The organism is Scytonema sp. PRP1 (assembly GCF_036697665.2).
Taxonomy (GTDB): Bacteria; Cyanobacteriota; Cyanobacteriia; order Cyanobacteriales; family Nostocaceae; genus Kalymmatonema; species Kalymmatonema gypsitolerans.
In genome coordinates this window covers 21,271-44,257 of the sequence record NZ_JBAHYJ020000109.1, presented here as the reverse complement: position 1 = coordinate 44,257, position 22,987 = coordinate 21,271, and the positions used below count along the sequence as shown (strand labels likewise).

The 22,987-nt window shown below is 41.9% G+C and carries 17 protein-coding genes and 4 pseudogenes; 13 read left to right on the top strand and 8 right to left on the bottom strand.

Going from position 1 to position 22,987, the window contains the following annotated elements; translation table 11 throughout:
* Positions 1–64 precede the first annotated feature (64 nt).
* Positions 65–634, top strand: coding sequence for a Uma2 family endonuclease (locus V5G28_RS28890; protein ID WP_332994222.1), 570 nt, complete (start codon positions 65–67; stop codon positions 632–634).
* 170 nt (positions 635–804) lie between these two features.
* Positions 805–1,278, top strand: coding sequence for a DNA phosphorothioation-associated protein 4 (locus V5G28_RS28885; RefSeq protein ID WP_332994219.1), 474 nt, complete (start codon positions 805–807; stop codon positions 1,276–1,278).
* Positions 1,279–1,304: 26 nt separating this feature from the next.
* Here V5G28_RS28885 and V5G28_RS28880 read toward each other — a convergent pair whose 3' ends face one another.
* Positions 1,305–2,495 (bottom strand): DNA sulfur modification protein DndB, encoded by a 1,191-nt coding sequence (locus V5G28_RS28880; RefSeq protein ID WP_332994281.1) that lies wholly within the window; start codon positions 2,493–2,495, stop codon positions 1,305–1,307.
* Between the two features lie 411 nt (positions 2,496–2,906).
* A pseudogene (locus V5G28_RS28875) lies at positions 2,907–4,554 on the bottom strand (IS1634 family transposase).
* 268 nt (positions 4,555–4,822) lie between these two features.
* Here V5G28_RS28875 and V5G28_RS28870 point away from each other — a divergent pair.
* Complete coding sequence (locus V5G28_RS28870; RefSeq protein ID WP_332994215.1) at positions 4,823–4,948, top strand: hypothetical protein; 126 nt, start codon at positions 4,823–4,825, stop codon at positions 4,946–4,948.
* Positions 4,949–4,995: 47 nt separating this feature from the next.
* Here V5G28_RS28870 and V5G28_RS28865 read toward each other — a convergent pair whose 3' ends face one another.
* On the bottom strand, positions 4,996–6,594 hold the full coding sequence (locus V5G28_RS28865; protein WP_332994213.1) for a DGQHR domain-containing protein: 1,599 nt from the start codon (positions 6,592–6,594) through the stop codon (positions 4,996–4,998).
* Positions 6,595–6,757: 163 nt separating this feature from the next.
* On the opposite strand from V5G28_RS28865, the gene dndC reads away from it, so the two are divergent.
* The 7 genes and pseudogenes from dndC (at position 6,758) to V5G28_RS28830 (ending at position 15,040) form a co-directional block, all read left to right on the top strand.
* Complete coding sequence (gene dndC / locus V5G28_RS28860; protein WP_332994210.1) at positions 6,758–8,359, top strand: DNA phosphorothioation system sulfurtransferase DndC; 1,602 nt, start codon at positions 6,758–6,760, stop codon at positions 8,357–8,359.
* 146 nt (positions 8,360–8,505) lie between these two features.
* Complete coding sequence (gene tnpA, locus V5G28_RS28855; protein WP_332994208.1) at positions 8,506–8,919, top strand: IS200/IS605 family transposase; 414 nt, start codon at positions 8,506–8,508, stop codon at positions 8,917–8,919.
* Between the two features lie 229 nt (positions 8,920–9,148).
* Positions 9,149–11,143: a DNA sulfur modification protein DndD gene (gene dndD, locus V5G28_RS28850; protein ID WP_332994204.1), complete on the top strand. Its 1,995-nt coding sequence runs from the start codon at positions 9,149–9,151 to the stop codon at positions 11,141–11,143.
* Between the two features lie 63 nt (positions 11,144–11,206).
* Positions 11,207–11,593 carry a DNA sulfur modification protein DndE gene (gene dndE, locus V5G28_RS28845; protein WP_332994202.1) on the top strand — a complete coding sequence of 129 codons (387 nt, stop codon included), beginning with the start codon at positions 11,207–11,209 and terminating at the stop codon, positions 11,591–11,593.
* A 166-nt stretch (positions 11,594–11,759) separates the two neighbouring features.
* Positions 11,760–13,219 (top strand): annotated as a pseudogene (locus V5G28_RS28840) (DNA phosphorothioation-associated putative methyltransferase).
* A 141-nt stretch (positions 13,220–13,360) separates the two neighbouring features.
* A pseudogene (locus V5G28_RS28835) lies at positions 13,361–14,654 on the top strand (AmpG family muropeptide MFS transporter).
* Positions 14,639–15,040, top strand: coding sequence for an ABC transporter permease (locus V5G28_RS28830; RefSeq protein WP_096561483.1), 402 nt, complete (start codon positions 14,639–14,641; stop codon positions 15,038–15,040). Before V5G28_RS28835 ends, V5G28_RS28830 begins: the two are co-directional and overlap by 16 nt.
* Here V5G28_RS28830 and V5G28_RS28825 read toward each other — a convergent pair.
* Positions 15,020–15,169, bottom strand: a complete 150-nt coding sequence (locus V5G28_RS28825; protein ID WP_332994198.1) for a hypothetical protein — start codon at positions 15,167–15,169, stop codon at positions 15,020–15,022. The genes V5G28_RS28830 and V5G28_RS28825 overlap by 21 nt on opposite strands.
* Before the next feature lie 187 nt (positions 15,170–15,356).
* Here V5G28_RS28825 and V5G28_RS28820 point away from each other — a divergent pair, with 187 nt between their 5' ends.
* The 3 genes and pseudogenes from V5G28_RS28820 to V5G28_RS28810 all read left to right on the top strand — a co-directional run bounded on the left by V5G28_RS28820 (position 15,357) and on the right by V5G28_RS28810 (position 16,983).
* Positions 15,357–15,560, top strand: coding sequence for a hypothetical protein (locus V5G28_RS28820; protein ID WP_332994197.1), 204 nt, complete (start codon positions 15,357–15,359; stop codon positions 15,558–15,560).
* Between the two features lie 64 nt (positions 15,561–15,624).
* Positions 15,625–16,064 (top strand): annotated as a pseudogene (locus V5G28_RS28815) (GNAT family N-acetyltransferase).
* A 160-nt stretch (positions 16,065–16,224) separates the two neighbouring features.
* Positions 16,225–16,983 (top strand): HEAT repeat domain-containing protein, encoded by a 759-nt coding sequence (locus V5G28_RS28810; RefSeq protein ID WP_332994193.1) that lies wholly within the window; start codon positions 16,225–16,227, stop codon positions 16,981–16,983.
* A 56-nt stretch (positions 16,984–17,039) separates the two neighbouring features.
* On the opposite strand, the gene V5G28_RS28805 is transcribed toward V5G28_RS28810, so the two are convergent.
* From V5G28_RS28805 to V5G28_RS36905, 4 genes are all read right to left on the bottom strand, one after another.
* A complete protein-coding gene (locus tag V5G28_RS28805) occupies positions 17,040–18,392 on the bottom strand; it encodes a PQQ-dependent sugar dehydrogenase (RefSeq protein ID WP_332994191.1) in 1,353 nt (450 codons plus the stop codon).
* A 306-nt stretch (positions 18,393–18,698) separates the two neighbouring features.
* A complete protein-coding gene (locus V5G28_RS28800; RefSeq protein WP_332994188.1) occupies positions 18,699–19,793 on the bottom strand; it encodes a hybrid sensor histidine kinase/response regulator in 1,095 nt (364 codons plus the stop codon).
* Between the two features lie 358 nt (positions 19,794–20,151).
* Entirely contained in the window at positions 20,152–21,360 is a 1,209-nt protein-coding gene (locus V5G28_RS28795) for an EAL domain-containing response regulator (RefSeq protein ID WP_332994186.1), read from the bottom strand.
* Entirely contained in the window at positions 21,338–22,987 is a 1,650-nt protein-coding gene (locus V5G28_RS36905) for a sensor histidine kinase (protein ID WP_442994304.1), read from the bottom strand. The genes V5G28_RS28795 and V5G28_RS36905 overlap by 23 nt, the downstream gene beginning before the upstream one ends.

Below are 22,987 nucleotides of genomic sequence, written 5' to 3'. Positions count from 1 at the left end.
GCAAAGGACGCCAAGGGAAGAGACTGTTTAAGAAGTAAATAAAACAATAGCAAGGTATTGGGTTATGGTTGCGAGTTCAGACAAACGATATATAACTCCCCAGGAATACCTGGAATGGGAAGAACGCCAAGACACCAAATATGAGTACGTCAACGGCGAAGTTTATGCGATGACTGGGGGTACTATTCCTCATACTACCATTGCCCTCAACTTGGCTTCGGCATTAAAAAGCCATCTCAGAGGTCGTGGTTGTCGTGCTTTTATGGCGGATGCGAAAGTAGGTGTATCTGAGAATGGACCATTTCAGTACCCGGATGTCATGGTGAGTTGTGATGAACGAGATAGACAAGCTATTAAGTTCATTCAGTATCCTTGTCTCATTGTTGAAGTTCTTTCGCCTAGTACAGAAGCTTACGACAGAGGCGGTAAATTTTACCAATACCGTCGGATACAGACTTTGAAAGAATACGTTCTTATTGATGCTGAAAAAATCAGTGTGGAGTGTTTTCGGCTAAATCATACAGGTTTCTGGGAGTTACATCCCTACGAGGAGGGCGATGAAGTTCACTTAACCAGTGTTGATTTTCACTTTCCCATATCCCTCGTTTACGAAGATGTCGAGTTTCCGAGGTAGGCGATCGCGCTTTTGGAAGAAACGAACCACAGAGGCGCAGAGGACGCAGAGGGAAGAGAGGGCGATCGCTGGTCAATTGGTATAAAATAGTGCGTAGACTCGTAGCGGCTTGTCCTTAGACATTGCTTGAAGCCTTGAGTTAGGATTGTGACAAAGTAGATATTAGTATAATGGCTGATACTGGCAGAATCAGAGTTGCTAAAGATAAAGCTGAGTTGGTAAAAGCTTTAACATCGGCTGATGGTGCAACAGGTCCTTTTCAAACATTCGCTGATGTGATTGTGTTTGCTGCTGCTTTGGGTGCAAAGCATAATAAGCGGGTTCCTTTGGGTGAAATTTCTAAAAGAGAACCATCGCCAATTAGATTAGAGTATTTTGCCACAATGGGACATGATTGGGTAATCAAATTGCTAGGAATTACTGAAACTAAAGATATTAAAATTTTATCGCTTCATGAAGAAGAACACGAACATCAACGTAACCAAATTTTTGAAGAGTATGCTAATGGTGGACTGGAAATATTACAGAATGAGCTACGAGGAGCAGTAGATTATTCAGAGAGAATTTTATTAATTCTTAGTTCGGAAAAATTCAACATAGAGCAGCAAGAAGAGGAATTTGATTTAACCAAATTCCTGTCTTGATTTAAGTTACGTTCCAAAACAAAGATTTATATCCATCCCAGTCTTATTTTTACCATCTTGACTGCATCTGTTACAGCATTTGCAGCAGTAGATAGTTTATAAGGCTTCTGTGGATTTTTAGGGTTGGGGTCTATCCTAACTATGTTATCCTTCCAAAGTGGGTTTTCTCTCGACCAATCTAGTTGTGCTAGTTGGGAAACCTTATCTTGATCAAAATAATTTCTTGCCTTGTCATATGTACAGTATAGTAATCTACCTAGAACTTCTAGCCCAACACTCATTCCGAGTAAACATTCATCCTTGAATTTTCTTACATCATCAACAGTCAAATCCTCAACACTAGTTTCAAAAATATATTTTGTATTGTTGCATTCTAATAAAAACTGATTGAGGCATTTTACTAAAGCTTCAGAAAAACTTTCAACGTCGTAGTCTTTAAGTTCATCATCTGGATTGTTAGTAAAAGCACAACTTACAGCCCTAGCTATGTAATTATTTGTATAAATTAATTTGTCTTTTATGCGTGGTGAGTTATGAATTTTGTCTGTTTTATCTTTAAATATTGGTACTATTTGTACCAATTTTTTAGTAATACCAACACGACCTTCAAACTGACCAAAAGACAATAACAAAGCTTTATCTAAAGGTTTGGTTTGAGCCATGTCTCGAAAATCTGTCTTACATTGCTGTAAGTCTCCCTCTAACACCAGAGTAATTGGAAAGTCATCATCGCTAATTAAGTAACTTTCATCACCTTCAACCAATTGTTGAATCGCACTCTTACGATGTTGTCCATCAGTGATTTCTAACTTGACCCCACGAGGAATGACAACTAAGCAAATACCCCTACCAAATTCCAGAATTTTTATCTTCCCTGGAGATACATTTGCGGTAATTGTTCCTAAAATCCAAGGTTTTCCTTTTTGGGCGTGTTCGATAATATATTGTTTGATTTCATCAGCATGACCTGGCACTTCTGGGCGTTGTTTGCCTGAATCAGGATCATTCTCAGTAGCAGGTTTTGCTACTAGAAGAGCGGGAAAGTCACCAGCCGGTACATTGATTTGCAGCATAGTCCGCTTCCCCTGGTGAAAAATCAGCCCTGGATAGCACGACTCCCGATAATGCTCCGAAAAGAACGGCTCGATGAAGGCACTAAACTTAACTTTCACCTCAGATGAGACGCTGTTGGTATAAGCGTCATTCGTTTTAACCATAATAGTACGCATCAATTTTGTATAAAATTTGTCTATAATTATATGCTAATATTAAATCCTTGGTTATCAGGGATTACAACCCCCATTCCGCACCCCAACTGTCACAAACGGGAATTACTGAATGAAATCTCTAAAACAAGAATAAAATTATACTGTTTTTTTCATAAAAACAGATGAGAAAGCCTGAAAACTCATATCTAAGATATCCAAGCTATTCTCAATTATTAGCAATAAGACTGCAATAGATTTTCTGTCGCGATTAATAGATAAAGTTCTATAGTTAGTTGAATTAAGTTATGATTTCACTGATGTATCAGTCTCACAAAAAAACATTAGATATAATGATTTAAAGCTATTTTCTAAAGAAAAAATAGCCCGTTGCTGGAGAAATTATACATTTAAAAAATCTAATTATGTGATGAATCGATAATAACGCGCTCCAGTCTTCAGGTAATAGGTTTAGAATAAAGTTTCTCTGTTGATTCCAATTTGAAACTTGTTTTTTTTCATGAAAAATCACGAGATGAATTGATTGAAAAGATTGGAATATCCACTTTAATGTAGGATTGTCTATAGGCTTTCCTAGCTGATTCTTAACAGTTAATCGTGACTCGTATAAAGCCAGTCGTATTTGTCGCTGTGCTAACTTATAAACTAATAAGCAGAAACCCATTATCATTGCCAATGCTTCAATTCTTTCGGGTCTTTTGAGATAAACACTATTTGCAAAAAACGATGGGTCTTTGAGAAAAGCAAATCCTCTCTCGCACGACTGCTGTGCTTTATAGTGGGAAATCATGGTGCTATTGCCAAGCTGATTTAGCTCTAGAACATTTGTAGCAATGATAAATCTTCCAGCGCTCAGAGAGTCCTGACTTATTTTAGTTTCATCCTTTATGATTGTTGCTGATATTTGATAAATATCTGATGGGATTTCTGCTCCTTGTGCTTTTGGTGTTATTACAGTCACTTTATGTTTCTCAATTTGATGATATTTGAACTTTTGAGAAAGTTTTGATAATGCTTTAACCGCATCAGCTTCACAGGCAAATTTTTCCGAAGATAACTTCTTCAATTCACTGCGAGCTTTTTCTTCAGCTTTCAGAATTTTTTGGGAGAGTTTCCGTAAATCTACCTCTCTTCTTTCTTGGCTTTGTACAACTAACCATCTCTGCTCTATTCCACCATAATCACTTTCTTGAGATACAAATGAATATCCTTTGAGTTCGCTTTCGGTAAATTTTGATTCTGGTAATGTTGAGACTAATGATTGTGCTAATTTTAGACTTAACGGCACTCTACATAGCCATTTCATTTCCGACATGAGTTTGAGATTCGCTTCTGTATATAAAGCACAATCTGCCACTATTAAACTATCTAATTGGATTTGATTTTTATACTCAACAGCAATTTCTCCAAAGTACGAAGAATCCACTTTATTTCCAGATGCTGTTTTAAAAAATAAGGGTATATCTGCATCCCCCGTACAAATTAATTCTATTAAAAATTGTTTTAAATCTGGTCTATGATCTCGCGAATATCCATAGGTAATATTTATTGCCTGTTTGGATTTTAACTGTGATTCTTCTTGGTCAGATTCATCTTCAATTTTTGAATTCTCAAATATCACTTCTGGTAAAGTTGTTTTATATTCTCCATGTACGTGGATTGATGATGAATCTAAGTGTGACGTTGTTGTCTGTATTTTAAACTTCTTGACAACATTTAAGCTAATTGCTAAAAATATTGTTTCTAGTCCTGTGAGAAACATTTTATCCATGACTCTGCCTAGTTTATCATCATTTAAATATTCGGCTTTGACTCCCTCACCTATTAAATGCTCGCAAGGAATTGATTCAAAAAATTTTGGAAACATATATAAAGGCTGAGATACAAATCCTAATCCATTTAAAATCATGGCTTTCACAACGTGACCAGCACTCACCTTCTCTTCTTCTTCTTTTCCCAATAAATCATTAATAATTTCTACTAATCCAATAGCATCTACTATCCCCAAATGGTCTATATTCTGTATAGACATCTCTTCGACATTAAACATAACAACAGAATTCTCCGAGCGCAATTCTGTCTCAATTTTTCTATCTTTCTTTTGAGAAAACTTAAATTTTTCTATTTCTTTTATTTTCGTAACTCAATCCTCACCAAGGTTTCCCGATCGCTTGAGCATGGGAATATGCCTCTAAATTCATTCTCTTGACTACCTATCGCTACTTATTCTCAATTGCTGAATTGTTACCTACTCTTTTTTTAGTTTTTATGTACTACTTTTCCTTCATCTTATTCATGTGCGACATTTAGGGTGCGGAATGGGGGTTACAACAGTGCAAGAGGCAAAAGACCAAGCTCAATGTAGCGTGGCAGAGTTAGTGGACGAGAGCCAAGCTCTCTCCACTGAAACCCAAAAGATTTACTGCTTTGTCTCAATTCTTTAGTTTTTAGACTACTTCCAAATTTAGAAGTTCCCCGCTAACTCTGCAAATTATAAGACAGGTGGAAGTCCTACCGCTTTAGGTTCAACAAACTTACCATCAAAACCTATTGTTTTATTTTCTACAGTTCTAGCTTTAGCCAAATCCTTGCGAAGTTCCGCACGTTCCATCTGATCCTGAATTCCACCCAAGATGTAAATCAGTAACTTCGCCGCCAAATCCCGTCCAGCAACCTGCACCCGCTTTTTGTTTGGGTCATACAAAATACCGTACCAGAGAGATTGGGGGTACTCCATACCGCTAAAACCACCGGAACGGTCAAACTTTTGCAGCTTCTTAAAAATGTCTGCCAGGGAAAGCCCTTTCTTAAAAACCAAAATACCCAAAGCTTGCGCTAAAGCTACTTGACCAACAGGACGGAAAAGCATATTTCCTTCGCCGCCATCCTTCTCAAAGCTGAACCGTCGCAACGCAGGCGTAGCCTCATCTTCAAGAAGCTTATAACTTGGAAGACTTGCCAAACAATCGAATAACTTATGAAACTCCTGTATCCCCTCATAAAGTTCCTCATCCTCTGGACGCATGGGAATTAGACCTTTATCCAAGGGTTTCCAGTGAGAGTACTTTTGCCCCAAGTATCGTTCAGACATTTCTTTTAAAGCTTGCAGCGTTGTCAAAACTGTTGAGTTCGCTGCAACTGTCGCACTATTCCAATTGACGCGAGGCTTTCGCGTTTCCTGTTGTTCCAAAAGTGGATGGTTGACAGCGATTTTTCTAGCAACAATCGAAAAACCATCATCCTCATTCAGCTGTGCTAACTGTCCTTTACTCAAGGGTGCAGCCATCAAATTGACATGAACAAAGATGGACCTCACCCGTCGCCTTGCTTCTTCGCGGGTTTCACCAGCCGCAACCGCACAAATGAACTCAATACCAATTTTTTCCTTGTGCAAGCTTTGCAGATAACTTGGTTCGACACGATATTGTTCTACCAAGTCAGCCAACGTAATGAAAGTTTCGTAAGCGGTTTTATCCTTTCTGTATCGCTGGAGTTTGCCAGTTTTGATCAACTCCATCAAACCCTGCACCCCCATTAATCGGTGTTGACCATCCAAGGCATAAATGGTGACATTCTCCTCAGAAAGATTTAGCAGACCGACTTTATCATCTTTATCCAGTGCAGTGAATTCGGTAGTAGATTTTGTGGCACGTCCCTGACTATCCCACTCAGCAGCTTTGGGATTATCCACCCACGGTTGGTTAATCACCACGAGAACTGGCGGAAACTTGTGATTTTTCCGCGCAGCTAAATACTGGACTAGCGGTGCTTGACGTGACCAATCAAGGGGACGTTGTTGAATTTCATCAATGCTATCCGCGTCAATTTCGATGTTATCAGTATCTGGATTGTACTTTTTTTGCAGCAGTGGTAAGCCAGACGCGAAGTGAACACGACCCGCAAACCATTCTAGGGTGACAGAACCAACATAAGCCTCGGTACCACCCATCTCGGTTTTCTGAACAAGAATGCGATCTTTCCTGCCAAGGAACTTCTCTAGCAGTAAAGCGAGTAGCTGTTGGTCTTTGATTTCCCGTTGCAAGTACTCGCTAGCGATGTCAGTGGTTGGGTTAGATGCGCTGTCCTTCATGCTGGTTTTTGAAAACTGGAAGGTTTGGTACAAATTAATTCTCTATAAAATTCGGTTAATATGGACAAGTTTTTAAAAACTTTACGTTCTACAATACTAGGGTTGCAATTGCACTACATATAATTCGGGTAACTAACGTCCGTGTTTAGACAGAGAAGGAGAAATGGCTACAGCACAACACTCAGAAAATCAAAGTCAGCAAGCTCGTAGTGTGGCAGAGTTAGTCGATTATATCCAAGAACTCACCACTGAAATACAAGAATTATACTGTCTGGATGCCATTCCTTGGGTCGTTGGATACTCTGGTGGTAAAGATTCCACAGCTACTTTGCAGTTAATCTGGAATGCGATCGCAGCACTTCCTCTAGAAAAACGGATTAAAACAATACACGTTATCACAACAGATACACTTGTAGAAAATCCCTATGTTTCTGCTTGGGTACGCAAATCCTTGGAGCAGATGAAAGTAGCTGCTCAAAAGCAAGAAATGCCAATTGAAGCCCATCTACTACAACCAGAATTAAAAGAGACATTCTGGGTAGGTTTGATAGGTAAAGGCTACCCAGCGCCAAGAGGAAAATTTCGGTGGTGTACAGAACGCCTGAAAATAAATCCATCTAACCGCTTTATTCGTAATGTTATCCGAAACAGTGGGGAAGCTATTCTTGTCTTGGGTATTCGCAAAGCTGAAAGCACAAAACGTGCTAACAGAATGAAAGAATGGGAAGCAAAGCGAGTACGCGATCGCCTCAGTCCTAACATGAACTTGCCAAACTCTCTGGTTTATAGCCCAATTGAAGACTGGCGAAATGATGAAGTTTGGCTTTATCTTATGCAATGGGAAAATCCCTGGGAATACAGCAACAAGGACTTATTTGCTATGTACAGAGGTGCTAGCGCTGATAATGAATGTCCTTTGGTTGTAGATACATCGACTCCTAGTTGCGGTAGCTCTCGTTTTGGCTGTTGGGTTTGCACCTTGGTAAGTCAGGATAAATCACTGACCGCAATGATTCAAAATGATGAAGAGAAAGAGTGGTTACAACCTCTACTAGATTTCCGAGTAGAATTAGATGCTGAAGAGAACCGCGATCGACGAGATTTCAGACGTAGAAATGGTGATGTGCAGCTATATGAACGCAACTTAGATGATGAAATATCAGTTGAGCCTATTCCTGGTCCCTATCTTAAAGAAGCACGGGAAGACTGGCTTAGAAAACTTCTTACTGTTCAAACACAAATCCGGCACACAGCACCAGAAAATATGCGCGACATCACTCTAATTACCCTAGAAGAAATGAGCGAAATTCGTCGCATCTGGTTAGAGGAAAGACACGAATTTGATGATAGTTTACCCCGCATTTATATGGAAGTTACAGGCGAACGTTTCATCGATCCCCGTCCTGGTGCTGGCTATAGTCTGCTAGGGAGTGATGAATGGGCGGTGCTAGAAGAAATCTGTGAAGGTGATGCGATGCACTTGGAACTGATGGCGAAACTGTTGGACACAGAACGCCAGTTTCGCAAAATGGCGCGTCGGGTAGGAATATACGATGCACTAGAAAGTTGTTTTAAAACAAGTTCGCGTTCCCAAGATGAAGCGATTAAAAATGCACACTTGAAAAGGGATTTGAAAGAGGCGGTTGATAAAGGCGATGTTGCAACAGTTAAACAGTTAACTTTGGGGGATGTTGCTGTTGAAGATAACAGTGAAGCTGCCAAACCGCGAACTTGGGCAAATATTAAGTTTCAAAAAAGCGAATAGAAACCAGGCGAATAGAAACCAGGCGAATAGAAACCAGGCGAATAGAATTCGCGGCTACACAGACGAAACCCCTTCGGGTTCGGAGTCGCCTACGGAGGGAAACCCTCCTGCAGCGCTGTCTCACCGCCTTCGCGGGTTTAAGAAACATGAGAGCAAATTTCACACAGTTGTATTTACATTATGTTTGGGCTACTTGGGATAGATTGCCTCTAATTACACCTGATATTCAGAAGCTAGTTTCTGCCTCAATTATTAAGGAGTGTGAACAGTTGAAATGTACAGTGATTGCGGTAGGGGGCATTGAGGATCATGTTCATCTATTAACAAGCTTTCCGCCTACTCTGACCATATCTGACCTAATTAAACAAATTAAGGGAAGTTCCTCCCATTTTATGACTCATGAAGTAAAGCCAGGTGAATTTTTCAAATGGCAAGGTAGCTATGGAGCATTTACAGTTAGTCATGATGCTATAGACAAGGTAGCTAATTACATCAGGAACCAGCCGATACACCATAGTCAAAAATCAATCATTTCTACCTGGGAACTTACTCCCGGATAATCTAAAAATTCTGTATTTATCTGTATTTAATAGTCCGCGTAGGCGGACTTTGCCTGTGTAGCCGCGAATTCTATTCGCAAGCGTGTATTTGACTCGTTCCCACGCTCCGCGTGGGAATGCCTACCTAGAGGCTTAGCCTCTAGTTTACCTCATTGATATTATAAAGGAGGCTCCGCCTCCCAAAATACATTCCCAGGCTGAGCCTGGGAACGAGATATAAAACATCACCATGATTTTTCTTGAACTCATTCTACAAAACTTTGGTCCCTACTTTGGGAAACAACTCATCAATCTCGATCCAAAAATTGATAAAGATAATTCTTGCCCAATCATCCTCTTGGGTGGGATGAATGGTGGCGGAAAAACTACCCTGATGGATGCCATTCGCCTCGCCCTTTATGGACCTCGCGCCCAATGTTCGACCCGTGGAAATCTTAGCTACGGCGATTTTCTTACCCAATGCGTTAACAGTCACGCACCGACAAATGAAAAAACCCGTATTGAATTGGCTTTTGAACACATTGAAAATGATAAGCCAGTCAAATATCGTGTCGTACGAACTTGGGAAAAAAATCCTAAAGATGGTAAAGACCACTTAGGTATTTTGGATATTCGTGAAAATGATGAATGGCTCGATACGGCATTAGTTAATATCTGGGATGAGTATATTGAAAATCTGCTGCCTGTAGGAATTTCTAATTTGTTTCTTTTTGATGGGGAACAGGTTAAAGAACTGGCAGAACAGGAAATTCCTCCACCAATTGTCGTTGATGCGATTCGCGCACTTTTAGGATTAGAATTGGCTGAACGTTTGGCAGCTGATATAGAAATTTTAACAAACCGCAAACGTAAGGAACTTGCAGATACTAAAGATTTGGCAAATTTAGAGGAAATTGAACAAAAGCTGAAACAGCAGGAAGAAGAGTTGGAAGCAACTAAAGAGGTCGAGATTAGCTTGGTAACATCTCTAAAAGATGCAGAAAAAGACCAGGAAGAAGCTTTTGATAAATTCATTTCTGAGGGCGGTAAAATTGCAGCAGAACGCAGCCAGTTAGAAAATCAGCGTGACCAAAAGAAAGCAGAGACAGAGGAATCTCGTCAAGGTATGTGTGAATTAGCGGCTGACGTTTTACCGCTAGCATTGATTGAACCTTTACTTACTCAAGCACAAACCCAAGCAGAAAAAGAATTTCGCATCTCTCAAGCACAAATTGCACGGAATATCTTATTTGAACGAGATAAACGCCTCTTGAATTGGATGAGCCAGGTAGGTATTTCGGAAGAACAAGTTGACAAAATTAAAACTTTTCTCGACCAAGATGTAGAAACTTTGAATTCAAGCTTTCTACAACCTGAAGAACTTTGGTTATTAGCTGATGCTGAAACTTTAAGTAAATTGGGTAATGTTCTTTACTATTTGCAAAATACTAAAAATCTTGCCAAGCAACAATTAGGGATTCTCAAAAATAAGGAAGAAGAAATTATCACCCTGGAACGACAAGTGCAGACTGCTGCATCACCAGAAGATTATAAGAAGCTAGTCCAAGCACTGCAAAAATCACAAACTCACGTTGCTGAACTCAAAGCGAATTGGGAAGCTACACGCCGTCGGGTGATTGAATTAGAAGATACAATCAAAAAGTTAAAAAAAGACTTACAAGAATATACTGTGCAAACTATTGACCGCAAAAATAGAGAGCATATTATTACAGCTTCTGCTAAAGTCCAAGAAACCCTCAAACTCTTCCGAGAACGCCTCACTCTCCGCAAACTCAATAAACTTGAAGTCGAAGTCACCGAGTGCTTCCGCTACCTCCTGCACAAATCTGATTTAGTGCATCGCGTGGCAATTGACACCCACACCTTTAGCCTCTCCCTGTATGATTTACAGGGGAAACCCGTTCCCAAACATCGCCTTAGCGCTGGAGAGAAGCAACTCCTCGCGATCGCCTTCCTTTGGGGATTAGCCCGTGTTTCCGGACGCCGCCTACCAGTAGCAATTGATACACCTTTGGGCAGACTAGACTCCTCTCACCGCAGTAACCTAGTTGAACGTTACTTTCCATCAGCTTCTCATCAAGTCATTCTCCTTTCCACCGACACCGAAATCGGACAAAAAGAAGTGCAAGCCTTGCGGGAAAATGAGGCGATCGCCCGCGAATATCTCCTCAAATACGACTCATCCAGCCGCCAAACAACAGTTCAACCAGGCTACTTCTGGTAACCTCTCTTAATTTCTTCTTTCTTTGCGTCCTTTGCGCCTTCGCGGTTTATTTTTCTCAAAATCATGGAACCCCCAATAGATCGTATCAAACTCTCCCAAACAGCCAAAGACCAACTCCTCAAACTCAGACGCAACACCAAAATCGACCAATGGAATATCCTATGCCGTTGGGCGTTTTGTCGTTCCCTAGCCGAATCAACCGCACCCTCACCTGTACCAATTCCCCAAGATAGCAACGTCGAGATGACATGGCGCGTTTTTGGCGGCGAAATGTCCGATATTTTGCTACTCGCCCTCAAGCAACGCTGCTACAACGACGGCTTCGGAACAGACAAAGAAACCCTCGCCACGCAATTTCGCCTCCACTTGCATCGTGGTATTGGGTACTTAGCAGGCGATCCAAATATCAAGAAGATTGAAGATTTAGTTGAATTAGCGACAAAGAGTTGAAAAGATATGAACAATGGTGCGTTACTGTACCCTAACGCACCCTACTTCTATTTTCTCCCCTCCTCGCTTGCGGGGAGGGGTTGGGGGTGGGGTCACTCCACCTTTATCTGAGGCGGAGCCTTACGGTAGGCATTCCCAGGCGGAGCCTAGGAACGAGGATATTGCTATGTCAGAGAGCTACGTAGAAATTGAGCGTCATAGAGCCGCGATTGTTCGCACTGACTTATCGAGACCTGTGCGATTGGCAATAGAATGGGCAATTATAAATAAAGATACCACGTTTTTTGACTACGGATGCGGACACGGTGGCGATGTCCAGCGAGTGGCAAACTTGGGCTACAGCAGTGCAGGCTGGGATCCTTACTACTACCCGGATATTCCGCCTATTCCTGCTGATGTCGTCAACTTGGGCTTTGTCCTGAATGTGATTGAAGACCCAGAGGAACGCCGCCAAGCTCTTTGCCAAGCATGGGAACTTACTCGCAAGGTCTTAATTGTCGCTGCTCAAGTCCTGATAAATGCTCCCAGCAAGGCGCAACTGGCTTACGGCGATGGTATCGTCACCAGCCGCAATACTTTTCAGAAATATTACGAACAAGAAGAACTCAAAAAATACATTGATGAAGCCTTGAATGTAGATGCGGTACCAGTGGCGCTGGGCGTCTATTTTGTTTTTCGAGATGAAGCCGAAAAAGAAGGATTCAAGGCAATACGCTTTTTCTCCAGAACCTCAACGCCAAGAGTACGCATTCCTACGAAACGGTTTGAGGACTACAAACAAAAGCTGGAACCACTGATGGATTTTTTTACCAAACGTGGGAGACTTCCAGTGAAAGGCGAATTGGATAACGAACAGGAATTACTAGGCGAATTTGGAAACTTCCGCCGTGCTTTTGCTGTAGTTTTGCAAGCCACTGACGAAGCAGAATGGGATGCGATCGCCTACCGTCGTTCTCTTGACATCCAAGTTTATCTTGCTCTCACCCACTTCGATCAGCGCCCTGCATGGCAAAAGCTATCAGCAGAAATGCGCCATGACATCAAAGCCTTTTTTGGCAGCTATGACGAAGCTTGTCAAGTTGCTGACGCCAAGCTTTTCAGCTTAGGGAAACCAAGAGTCGTTCAAACTGCTTGCGAAAAAAGTAAAATTGGCAAACATACTCGCAGCGCCCTTTACGTCCATGTTTGTGCCCTTCAAGAACTCGACCCCTTGCTGCGAATTTACGAAGGCTGCGCTAGCCGCACCATTGGGCGTGTTGATGGCGCAACACTGATAAAGTTTTGTACAGAGGAACCGCGTATTTCCTACTTGTTCTACCCTGAATTTGATACTGATCCCCATCCAGCATTAAAGGCAAGTATCACTATTGACTTAAAAACTTTGTATATAACTCACCGAGACTACGAACAAAGGGCAAATCCGCCGATTCTGCACCGTAAAGAAACATTTGTAACTCCCAACTACCCACGTTACGAAGAATTTGCCCAACTCACCCAACAAGAACAGGAATTAGGGCTACTCAAGCACAAAAGCGACATCGGAACTCGTGAAGGTTGGGCAAAATGCCGGGTGAACACGGTATAGAAATTAGAGGACATCAAATTTATCAAGTTAAAGACATTTAGGAAACAGCCAAAAAATGAAAAACGCAAAGTGCATAAGATTGCGGAACTTTGTGTTACATATTGGCATCTTTGCCTGACATTACACAGTAACTGTGGCAAGATATCTGAAATTCATCCTGGTCAGGAGAATTATATACAACAGTGAAAACAATTTCATCGCTTTTGCAAGTTTTTGGGAGCCGGAAAATGGCGGCTTTGTCGTTATTGGGCTTTTCATCGGGTTTACCCTTTTTGTTAACCGGTAACACTTTGAAGGCTTGGATGACTGAAGAAAATATAAATTTGGGGACTATTGGCTGGTTGAGTCTCGTAACTTTGCCTTATTCCTTGAAATTTCTTTGGTCGCCTTTGCTAGATAGGTATAAGCTCCCATTTTTGGGACGGCGGCGGGGCTGGTTAATTGCAACGCAGATTGCTTTGATTGTAGCGATCGCGTTCATGGGTTGGCAAAAACCCGGCACAGCACTACAACTTTTGGCGATCAACGCCATAGCGATCGCTTTTTTGAGCGCCACGCAAGACATTGCTGCTGACGCTTACCGCACCGACGTTTTAGAAAAACTGGAAGTGGGTGCTGGTGCTGGTCTTTTCGTCTCAGGTTATCGAGTTGCCATTATAGTAGCAGGTGCGTTGGCGTTAATTCTTGCTGACCGTATGCCTTGGAAATCGGTTTACTTGTTAATGGCGCTTTTCATGGTTATCGGCATTTTTGGCACTTTGTTCGCACCAGAACCAAAGAAAGTTAGCCCTCCAGATTCTTTAGCACAGGCGGTCATACTACCATTTGAAGAATTTTTTCAGCGCCTAGGCATATACCAAGCTCTGTTGAGTTTAGGGTTTATTGTACTTTATAAATTGGGAGATGCTTTTCTCAGCAATATGTCCACCCCATTTTTACTCAAAACTGGCTTCACCAAAACTGATATTGGTGCTATTCAGTTGGGTATGGGTTCAATTGCTACTATTGTTGGTGCCCTAGCAGGTGGTTCGATTTTGAGCAAAATTGGTATAAATCGTTCACTTTGGGTATTTGGTCTTTTACAAGCATTGAGTAATTTTGTTTACTTCATTTTGGCGGCACTCGGTCAAAACTACCAATTTATGGTAATTGCCATCAATGTAGAAAACTTCTGTGGTGGTTTAGGAACAGCTGCCTTTATCGGCTTTTTGATGAGTTTGTGCAACCAGCGCTTCTCGGCAACTCAATATGCTTTACTATCTAGTTTGATGGCTGTCAGTCGTGATATTCTCGCTGCCCCAGCTGGTGCAATAGCGGAAATTACGGGTTGGCAGATGTTTTTCTTAATTAGTATTGCCGTGGCTGTGCCAGGACTATTACTGTTGCCATTCTTTGCCCCTTGGAACTCTAAGCCAGTGGCAATGAACAGACCAGGTCTCGACTATGAGGAATAAGGATTTATGGGGCAGAAACTAATTATTATTGTTGCAACAGCTATTCTCTTAATTACTGGCGTCTTACTTGGCTACGTTCTCTCCCAGTTAGTTCTGGGATTCTTGACGCTTAACCTACTAACATTTCTAGGAACATTTAGCCTAATCGTCATTTTTGGTACGCTTTATTACGTTTTATTTTGGGAGTTTAGAAGACAACAGTCGCAAACAGGTCCCGGAAGAACGCGACGTTCAAGAACAGAAGAGCGTTCACCTGATGTCAATCTCAAAAACAGGCTGATCTCTTTAGCTGGTGATGTTGCTAGCGCCGAACGGCTAGTAAACCAGACAAAGCAAGATTACCCTGGTATGCCAGAAAATTGGTATTGGGAAAAAGCAATTGCTGACTTAGAACGCGATCGCCCCTAAAGGGCGGGCGCTTTGCGCCATCGCTCTTAAGGGCGCTTTTCCTTGCCCAATCGCCCGTAGCCCCCAGCTATGTGCGCTCTTCGCATCGCAAGCAGCACGCACTGCGCGATCGCCCTTAAAAAGCATCACTCAGTCCAGCAAGCCTCAAGCCCTGCTAAAAGCAAAGCTTGAGGCTCATTCACAGCTAGTAGGTGCTTTACAATCAGCGAAGTGTTTTCTTTAAAATTACGCAAAAATCGCTAAAATAAACGAAGAAAGCTTCACAATACTTAAGTAAAATTCTCATAAAAATCCGCTGTTCGTTGCAAAATACAATATGGCTATATTTCGTCAGTACATCGCCCCGTTCATCGTGGTGCTGATATTCCTCACTGCTCTTGTAGCAGTCAGCGCCCGCATCTTTTTACCCTCTGATATGGCTGCACCCGCGCCGATTGAAGAAAATGCAAAAGGGGGATTAGAGAGCGTAAATACCGCCATTACCATGTTGTCCACCTTGTCTCCTTCTTTAAGTGTCTGATCTGCTACCGGGTTACAAAATTCGCCGTGGTTCTACCTTGGATAAGGCGCTGCTGGTGAAATTCATGCAGCAAACTTACCAAGAAGCCTACCCACAGCAAGATTTCTCCCATTTAGCCAGAACAGTCGAGCAATACTTCTCCAACGACACCCCTGTGTGGTGGGTAGACTTTGCAGGAGAAGAACTCAGGCGAGAGGGAATAACATCCCCCTCATCCCCCTATCCCCCGTCGCCTGTCTCTGGGTGGGAAATGCCATAGATCAAGTGCAGGGAACGCGCCATGCTCACATCTTTTTACTCTACGTTGTGCCAGAACACAGACAACGAGGTATCGGCACAGCTTTGATGCGATATGTAGAAAATTGGGCAAAGGCGAGAGGCGATCACCAAATTGGATTGCAAGTGTTTCAAAGCAACACAGCCGCATTAAATCTTTACAATCAGTTAGGTTATCAAACCCAGTCACTGTGGATGGTAAAATCTCTTGATAGTTCAAGGAAATAGGGGTGTAGAAAAATTTTTGAATGTTGAATTCTCAAAGAACTTGCCTTACCCCTTATCCTTATAGTTAGAAAAATAAATAGTTAGAAAAATAAACTACTATTAAGAGTTTGACTTATTGACACGGGGGGTTATATGTTAATCCCTATCAGGGATTGAAGCTATGTATGACGAAGACGACCTCAGCCTACTAGATGTCGAAGCAGAGCTAGAAAGCCCTCTGGATCATATGGAACCGCTCTCTGCCCAAACAGAGACGCCAAAGCCCAATCCAGAGGAGATGCTGGCATTATTAGAACATCCTCAGCCTCAGCAAAGGATGCTGGCAGCGCGTGCCTTTTGCGACATAGAAGATGCGAGGGCGACTCCGCATCTGATTCGCTTGTTAACTGATACCTGTCCCTTGGTGCGCGTTAGTGCAGCATATGGTATCGGAAGAAACCCAAATCCAGATGCTGTTGAACCTTTGATTGCCCAGCTAAACCGAGATTGGAACGGCTACGTGCGTAAAGGAGTCGTTTGGGCATTGGGAAACTGCCGCGATCGCCGAAGCCTCGCACCCCTAGCAGACGCTTTAAGAACCGATATTTCCGCAGTACGTTTGTGGGCAGCCAGCGCCTTGGCGCAGATGGCAGACGTGGGTTACGAGACAGTTGTGGGAGCAATACCAGCCTTGATTGCAGCCTTGGTGCAAGATCCTGTAGCAGCAGTGCGAAGTAATTGTGCTTGGGCGATTGGACAACTGTGTCGCGAACTGCCTTCTAACGTAGTTTACGCCACCGCTATTGATGCATTAATTCAAGCATTTGCCGAAGACCAAGATTTGGGAGTGCGGGAAGACACCAAAGCAGCCCTTCTGGGAGTCGGCGATCCCCGTGGACTTCAATTGATTGAAACACTTGAACAAGAAGGATGGTTTTAACAAGTTAAAAGTTAAAAGTTAAAACTCAAAAGAAATTTCTTTTTACTTTTGCCTTTTTACTTTTGACTTTTTCCGCCCGTATACTGAATCCGATAAATACGGTTATTCGCTTCCTCTGTGACTAAAAGACTACCGTCGGGTAAAACGAGCAAGCCTACAGGACGTCCCCAAGTCGTTGGTACAGCAGGATCTAGCAGAAAACCTGTCAGGAAATCTTCATAGTAACCTTGCGGTTGTCCTTTCGTATCAAATGGTACCAAAACAACTTTGTAGCCAGTGCCGCGATCGCGGTTCCAGGAACCACGAAAGGTAACAAAAGCACCATTACGATACTTTTGGGGGAACGTCTGACCGTCATAGAATTGCAATCCCAACGCGGCTGAGTGCGCTTGAAACAGCACATCTGGAGTCCGGGTACGGGCTGCTAAATCGGGGCGTTTACTTTTGTCACTCGTCTTCTGACGTGGGTCAAGGTTATTTGGTGCTAGATATGTATAAGGCCAGCCATAGAATTCTCCTTGCCGAATGCGTGTTAAATAGTCTGGTACCAGGTCATCGCCTATACCATCCCGTTCATTGACAGATGTGTAAAGTTCCTTAGTCACAGGGTGAAAGTCCAAACCGACTGGGTTACGCAAGCCAGATGCAAAAGTCTGCTGCTGGGAACCGTCCAAATTCATCACCTGCACCGAAGCCCGTGGGAGTGGTTCTTCATCTACGTTGGTTCCTGAACCAATAGAAACGTACAGCTTATTGCCATCAGGCGAAACAACTACATTGCGCGTCCAGTGGTTGTTGTAGCCACTAGCAGGCAAATCAGCGATTTTTGTGCCAGTACCAGTGATTTCCTGCTGATTTTTAGCGTAAGGAAACCGCAACACCGCATCAGTGTTACCCAGGAAAAAGGAATTATCTGCAAAAGCCATCCCAAGGGGTCTATTGAGTCCGTTTGCTGCACTAGCAAAGGTGTTTTTGACATCAGCCACTCCATCACCGTTTGTATCGCGTAGTAAACGAATACGGTTTTGCTTGGTTTCTGTCACCAACACATCACCGTTGGGAGTTAAAGCTAACCAGCGTGGCGCATCTAAACCGTCAGCAAAAACGTTGACCACAAAGCCAGGAGGTACACGCAGAGTCGGGTTGGCTGGAATTGGCACTACATTAGGTGACTTTGAGGCACTTTCAGTAGCGAAGGGTTTTGGCAAATCACCGACATTAATGCGGATAGGTGTAGGTGAAAGTGGTTGAGTAGGAACGAGATTTTTTGGCTGTGTAGAATTCTGTGCTACTTGACCAGAAGCTGGAGAAGATTGGGGTGTGGCTTCTTCCAAAGAAGCGCGAGTCTGGTCACAGGCTGCTGCTGTAGACAGTAGCAGAAAAAGCAGCAAGCAACGCAGATGTTTCATAGTAGCAATTTCAATAATAATGCACGTTCTCTTCAAAATTAGAGTGGATGTTGCAAAATTGTCACCAGTCTAAAGTCCGATTTTTACCATTTCATATATAGCGCAATTCAATTGAATGAAGTAATTATTTATCAGTGTCCATCTGTGTCCATCTGTGGTTCATTATTTCTTTGTGTTCCTTCCTCTAAGATCTTGCAAGAGTTGCAACAGTGAGGAGGCGAAGCCTCCAAACCTTCGTTACCAGGTTCAACCTGGTAACTTTGATATTAGAGCCAGAGGCTCTTGTTGGGTGAAAGATCTGAGTCCTCAAATACAGGGAAGCACCACCTGCACAACTGTTTTTTCTCCTAGCTGACTCTGGATGCTGAGTTCCCCTCCGTGTAATTCAGTCATACGTTTAGCAATGATTAAACCCAAACCCAAACCTTGTTGTTCATAAAGTTGGCGATCAAATTGCCGATATGCTCCCAATTCAGCAATTTGAGCAGCTGTCATTCCTCGCCCGTGGTCAGTAACTGATATGATAAGTTGATTGCTCACTAAAGTACTTACAAGATGAATTGTTGTTCCTGATTCTGAAAACTTCAAGGCATTATCAATTAATTCTTCAATAATTTTATAAAGTTTGGTTTCACAAATTTGTAGACAACAATAAGTTTGGAAATTCACGTGTAAATCTGCATCACGTTCTGCTTGTTTAGCTTGTTCGGTAATTATTTTTTTCAACGCCATTGAAGGGAAAATCGTTTTCTGACTTCGCAACTGGTTAATTCGTTTTGAATCTGTTGCGATAATTTCGAGTTCTGCATAAAGTAAAAAGTTCTGAACTAATCTGTGTAAGCGTTCTCCCGACAGATGAATAAATAAAGCCATATCACGGATTTCATGCCGAGAAAGGGTATTAGCTTCTTTCATTAAAAGTTCTGAAAAACCCAAAATACCATTGAGTGGTGTCCTCATTTCGTGAGGAAGGGACATAGTAATACTACTTCGTAACTCGTCTAACCTTTTTTCTGACTGCTGATGAATGGTAACTTGTTTTTGTAATCGCGAGGAAATCGCAGCTAGTAGTTCTGCGCGGGTGAAAGGTTTTGTTATGTAATCATCAGCTCCCAACTCCATCCCTTGGCGCAAGTCAGTTTTGTCACTTTTAGCTGTTAAAAAAATCAACGGAATTGTCGCTGTTGTAGGCTCTTGACGTAATATATTTAAAACAGCATGACCGTCTAGTTCTGGCATCATCACATCACAAATCACCAGATCGGGAATTTCCTGTTGAGCTAACTGTACGCCAATGCGACCATTTTCTGCAGCAATGACATCGAAATCCTCATAGGTTAGTAATTCCCAAAGATTCTGCCGTACACTTGTCTCATCTTCTATGACTAAAATTTTATACATATTAAAAAAATCAAAAAATTAACTATAGAAATCATTTATACTAGTACAGCATGGCCTAAATAAACCAACCATTCAAAATAGTCAGAAACCTTGTATTTCAAGCTTTTTGAATTTTGAATTTTGAATGCGTGAATTCCAAGGGAGCGGTACTAGTGGTTTCATTTACTATTGTTTATTTCAAGTTGCTTGGTAGTAGTGCTGATCCACTGACTACAAACCATTATTACAGCAGGTTGTATCTTTATTGAAGTAGATCTTTTCAACTCGAAAGCCAGAGATCAAGAAAAGTTTACTTCTGAGTTCTAAGTTCTCAGTTCTAAGTTCTAAGTTCTGAGTTCTAAGTTCTCCTGTATAAAACCTACACATTCAACCGTTTGTTAGCAAACAAAATCTTTTCAAATTCTGCGGCGCTTAACGGACGGCTAAAGAGAAAACCTTGCATAGCGTTACATCTATGTCCGCGTAAAAAATCAAGTTCTTGTTCCGTTTCCACACCTTCAGCAACTGTCTGAATTTTGAGATTACGTCCCATTTCAATCAATGCGGTTGTAATAGCTGCTTTTTGAGAATCATTTGCAATATCTTGAATAAAGTAACGGTCTATTTTCAACGTATCAATCGGTAATTGCTTCAAATACATTAAAGCAGAATATCCAGCACCAAAATCATCAATAGCTATTTTTACACCGAACGAGTGTACTTCCTTCATAGTAGAAGTAGCGCGATTGACATCTTGCATAATTATGTTTTCTGTTAACTCTAATTCTAAGCAATTTGGCAGCAAATCGTTTACTAATAAAAATTTCATTATTTTTTCACTAAAATCAGGTTGAACCAACTGATGTGATGATAGGTTAACAGCGACACGTAACTCGGGGAATCCTGCATTATGCCAGAGTTTATTTTGTTTACAAGCATTTTTTAAAACCCAATCACCAATAGGGAGAATTAAACCAGTAGATTCAGCCAAAGGAATCAATTCTGTAGGAGAAACCATCCCCAATTCGGGATGCTGCCAACGTAATAAGCTTTCAGCAGCGATAATTTTTCCAGAAATTAAATCGACTATAGGTTGATAGTAAACTAGAAATTGTTGGAAATCTCTCCGTTCTAAAGTACGGCGCAAGCACTTTTCTATCATCTGTGCTTTAGCAGAGATGGTCTGAGTTTCCAATGTAGATACTTTTTTTGTCAAATTCGCCTGCTTGATCAAGCGACTTGCGATCGCACTTAATAATTCATCACGAGTAAATGGTTTCGTCAGATAGTCATCAGCACCCAATTCCATCCCTTGACGAAAATCAGCCCGAGCTGCTCGGGCTGTCAGAAAAATAAACGGAATGTTTGCTGTTACTGATTCTTCACGTAATGCTATCAGTACGCCATAACCATCAATTTCTGGCATCATCAAGTCGCATAAAATTAAATCGGGAACTTCCGAAGCCGCTAACTCTAGCCCAATGCGTCCATTAGCAGCAGCAATAGTATCAAAATTTTCTGCTTCCAACAAATCCAGAATATTCTCTCGTACTGACTTTTCGTCTTCAATAACTAAAATTTTTGTCATAGTTTGCCTCTGTTTTGGTGTAACTATTTAACGGCACAGTCACAGTAAATATTGTTCCCACTCCGACTTCACTTTTCACAGCAATTTCACCATTGTGGGTATCCACACACTTTTTGACAATTGCTAATCCTAACCCCGTGCCTTGGATGTTACCCACATTCGTAGCTCGATGAAAAGACTCAAATAGGTGGGGTAAATCTTCTGGTGGAATGCCAATACCTTGGTCTTGAATTGTAAATACTGCTAGTCCATCCTTAAAGGTAAGATAAAACCTGACAGTACTACCAGTTGGAGAATACTTAATTGCATTCGAGAGTAAATTACTAATAATATGTTCTAGCAATTTCTCATCCATACAACACGGCATCGAATCCTCTTGACAAATAAAGTTGATTCGATGTTGATTGTTGACATTCAGTTGTAATTCTTCCACTAGATAGCGGCAGTATTTCACTAAATCCAAGGGCACGGGTATAAAATCTAGTTTTCCTGCCTCTGCCTTGCCAATCACCAATACATTGTTTAACATCTCAGTCATATGCTTAACAGCAGTTTGAATGCGATGCAGGTGCGACAGTTGTTTTTCCTCTGTCCACCTATGGCGGTAGTGTTCCAGCAACTCCGATGAGGAAAGAATAGTACTCAAAGGCGTACGGAACTCATGGCTCGTCATGGCGACAAAGCGAGATTTGAGTTCATTAAGCTCTTTTTCTTTGTGCAGCGCAGCTTTCAGTTCCTCTTCTAGTTGCTTACGTTCGGTGATATCTAACCAGTAACCGACAATTTCCAATGGATTGCCAGCGTCATCCTGCACCAGTTTGGCTTGATCGTACATCCACCGATAAGTACCATTTGAGTGCAAAAAGCGGTACTCCTGGCTGTGTTGTCCTTGCTGTATGAGTGTTGCATTCGCAGCAAAAACTTGATGTAAGTCTTCCGGGTGAACATGATTCGCCCAAAAGTTAGGAATTTCCATAAATTCCTCTACTTCATATCCCAGCATACTGATAACGTTTTCGCTCATAAAGGTAATGCCATGATCACCGTAAATTTTGCAACTATAAATGACACCTGGACTAGAATAAAGTAAATATTGTAACCGCTCTTGCGAGATTAATAGCGCTACTTCTGCCTGTTTGCGCTCAGTGATATCACTTTGAATAGCAATATAATGAGTGAATCTGCCATGAATGTCATAAACCGGAGAAATACTTATCTCATTCCAAAATAAAGTGCCGTCTTTACGGTAATTACGTAAAATTACGGTACAGCTTTTTCCTTGGGTAATGGCGTCGTGTACTTCGGTTATGCCTGGTTGATTGAGATCAGCACCATGCAGAAAACTACTGTTTTGCCCAATCACTTCCGCTACTGAATAACCAGTGATTTGCTCTAATGCCGGGTTAGCATATATGATTGGGGAGTTTGGCATGGTGACATCAGTAATGATGATGCCATTACTGCTAGCTGCGATCGCGCGATCGCGCAGTTGTAAACTTTCTTCTGCTTGTTTGCGTTCTGTGATGTCAGTATGAATACCGACCGAGCCGATGATTTTGCCAGTAGTATCTTTAATCGCATCACCATGTAATTCGATTTGGATGATACGACCACTGCGAGTTTTCAT

Coding starts and splice junctions, on each gene's coding strand:
- V5G28_RS28810 (WP_332994193.1), top strand. CDS start 16,225: ATGTATGACGAAGACGACCTCAGCCTACTAGATGTCGAAGCAGAGCTA.
- V5G28_RS28890 (WP_332994222.1), top strand. CDS start 65: ATGGTTGCGAGTTCAGACAAACGATATATAACTCCCCAGGAATACCTG.
- V5G28_RS28865 (WP_332994213.1), bottom strand. CDS start 6,594: ATGAAGGACAGCGCATCTAACCCAACCACTGACATCGCTAGCGAGTAC.
- V5G28_RS28800 (WP_332994188.1), bottom strand. CDS start 19,793: ATGTATAAAATTTTAGTCATAGAAGATGAGACAAGTGTACGGCAGAAT.
- V5G28_RS28795 (WP_332994186.1), bottom strand. CDS start 21,360: ATGACAAAAATTTTAGTTATTGAAGACGAAAAGTCAGTACGAGAGAAT.
- V5G28_RS36905 (WP_442994304.1), bottom strand. CDS start 22,987: ATGAAAACTCGCAGTGGTCGTATCATCCAAATCGAATTACATGGTGAT.
- V5G28_RS28820 (WP_332994197.1), top strand. CDS start 15,357: ATGGCTATATTTCGTCAGTACATCGCCCCGTTCATCGTGGTGCTGATA.
- V5G28_RS28830 (WP_096561483.1), top strand. CDS start 14,639: ATGGGGCAGAAACTAATTATTATTGTTGCAACAGCTATTCTCTTAATT.
- V5G28_RS28885 (WP_332994219.1), top strand. CDS start 805: ATGGCTGATACTGGCAGAATCAGAGTTGCTAAAGATAAAGCTGAGTTG.
- dndD (WP_332994204.1), top strand. CDS start 9,149: ATGATTTTTCTTGAACTCATTCTACAAAACTTTGGTCCCTACTTTGGG.
- dndE (WP_332994202.1), top strand. CDS start 11,207: ATGGAACCCCCAATAGATCGTATCAAACTCTCCCAAACAGCCAAAGAC.
- V5G28_RS28805 (WP_332994191.1), bottom strand. CDS start 18,392: ATGAAACATCTGCGTTGCTTGCTGCTTTTTCTGCTACTGTCTACAGCA.
- V5G28_RS28870 (WP_332994215.1), top strand. CDS start 4,823: ATGGGGGTTACAACAGTGCAAGAGGCAAAAGACCAAGCTCAATGTAGC.
- V5G28_RS28880 (WP_332994281.1), bottom strand. CDS start 2,495: ATGGTTAAAACGAATGACGCTTATACCAACAGCGTCTCATCTGAGGTG.
- tnpA (WP_332994208.1), top strand. CDS start 8,506: ATGAGAGCAAATTTCACACAGTTGTATTTACATTATGTTTGGGCTACT.
- dndC (WP_332994210.1), top strand. CDS start 6,758: ATGGCTACAGCACAACACTCAGAAAATCAAAGTCAGCAAGCTCGTAGT.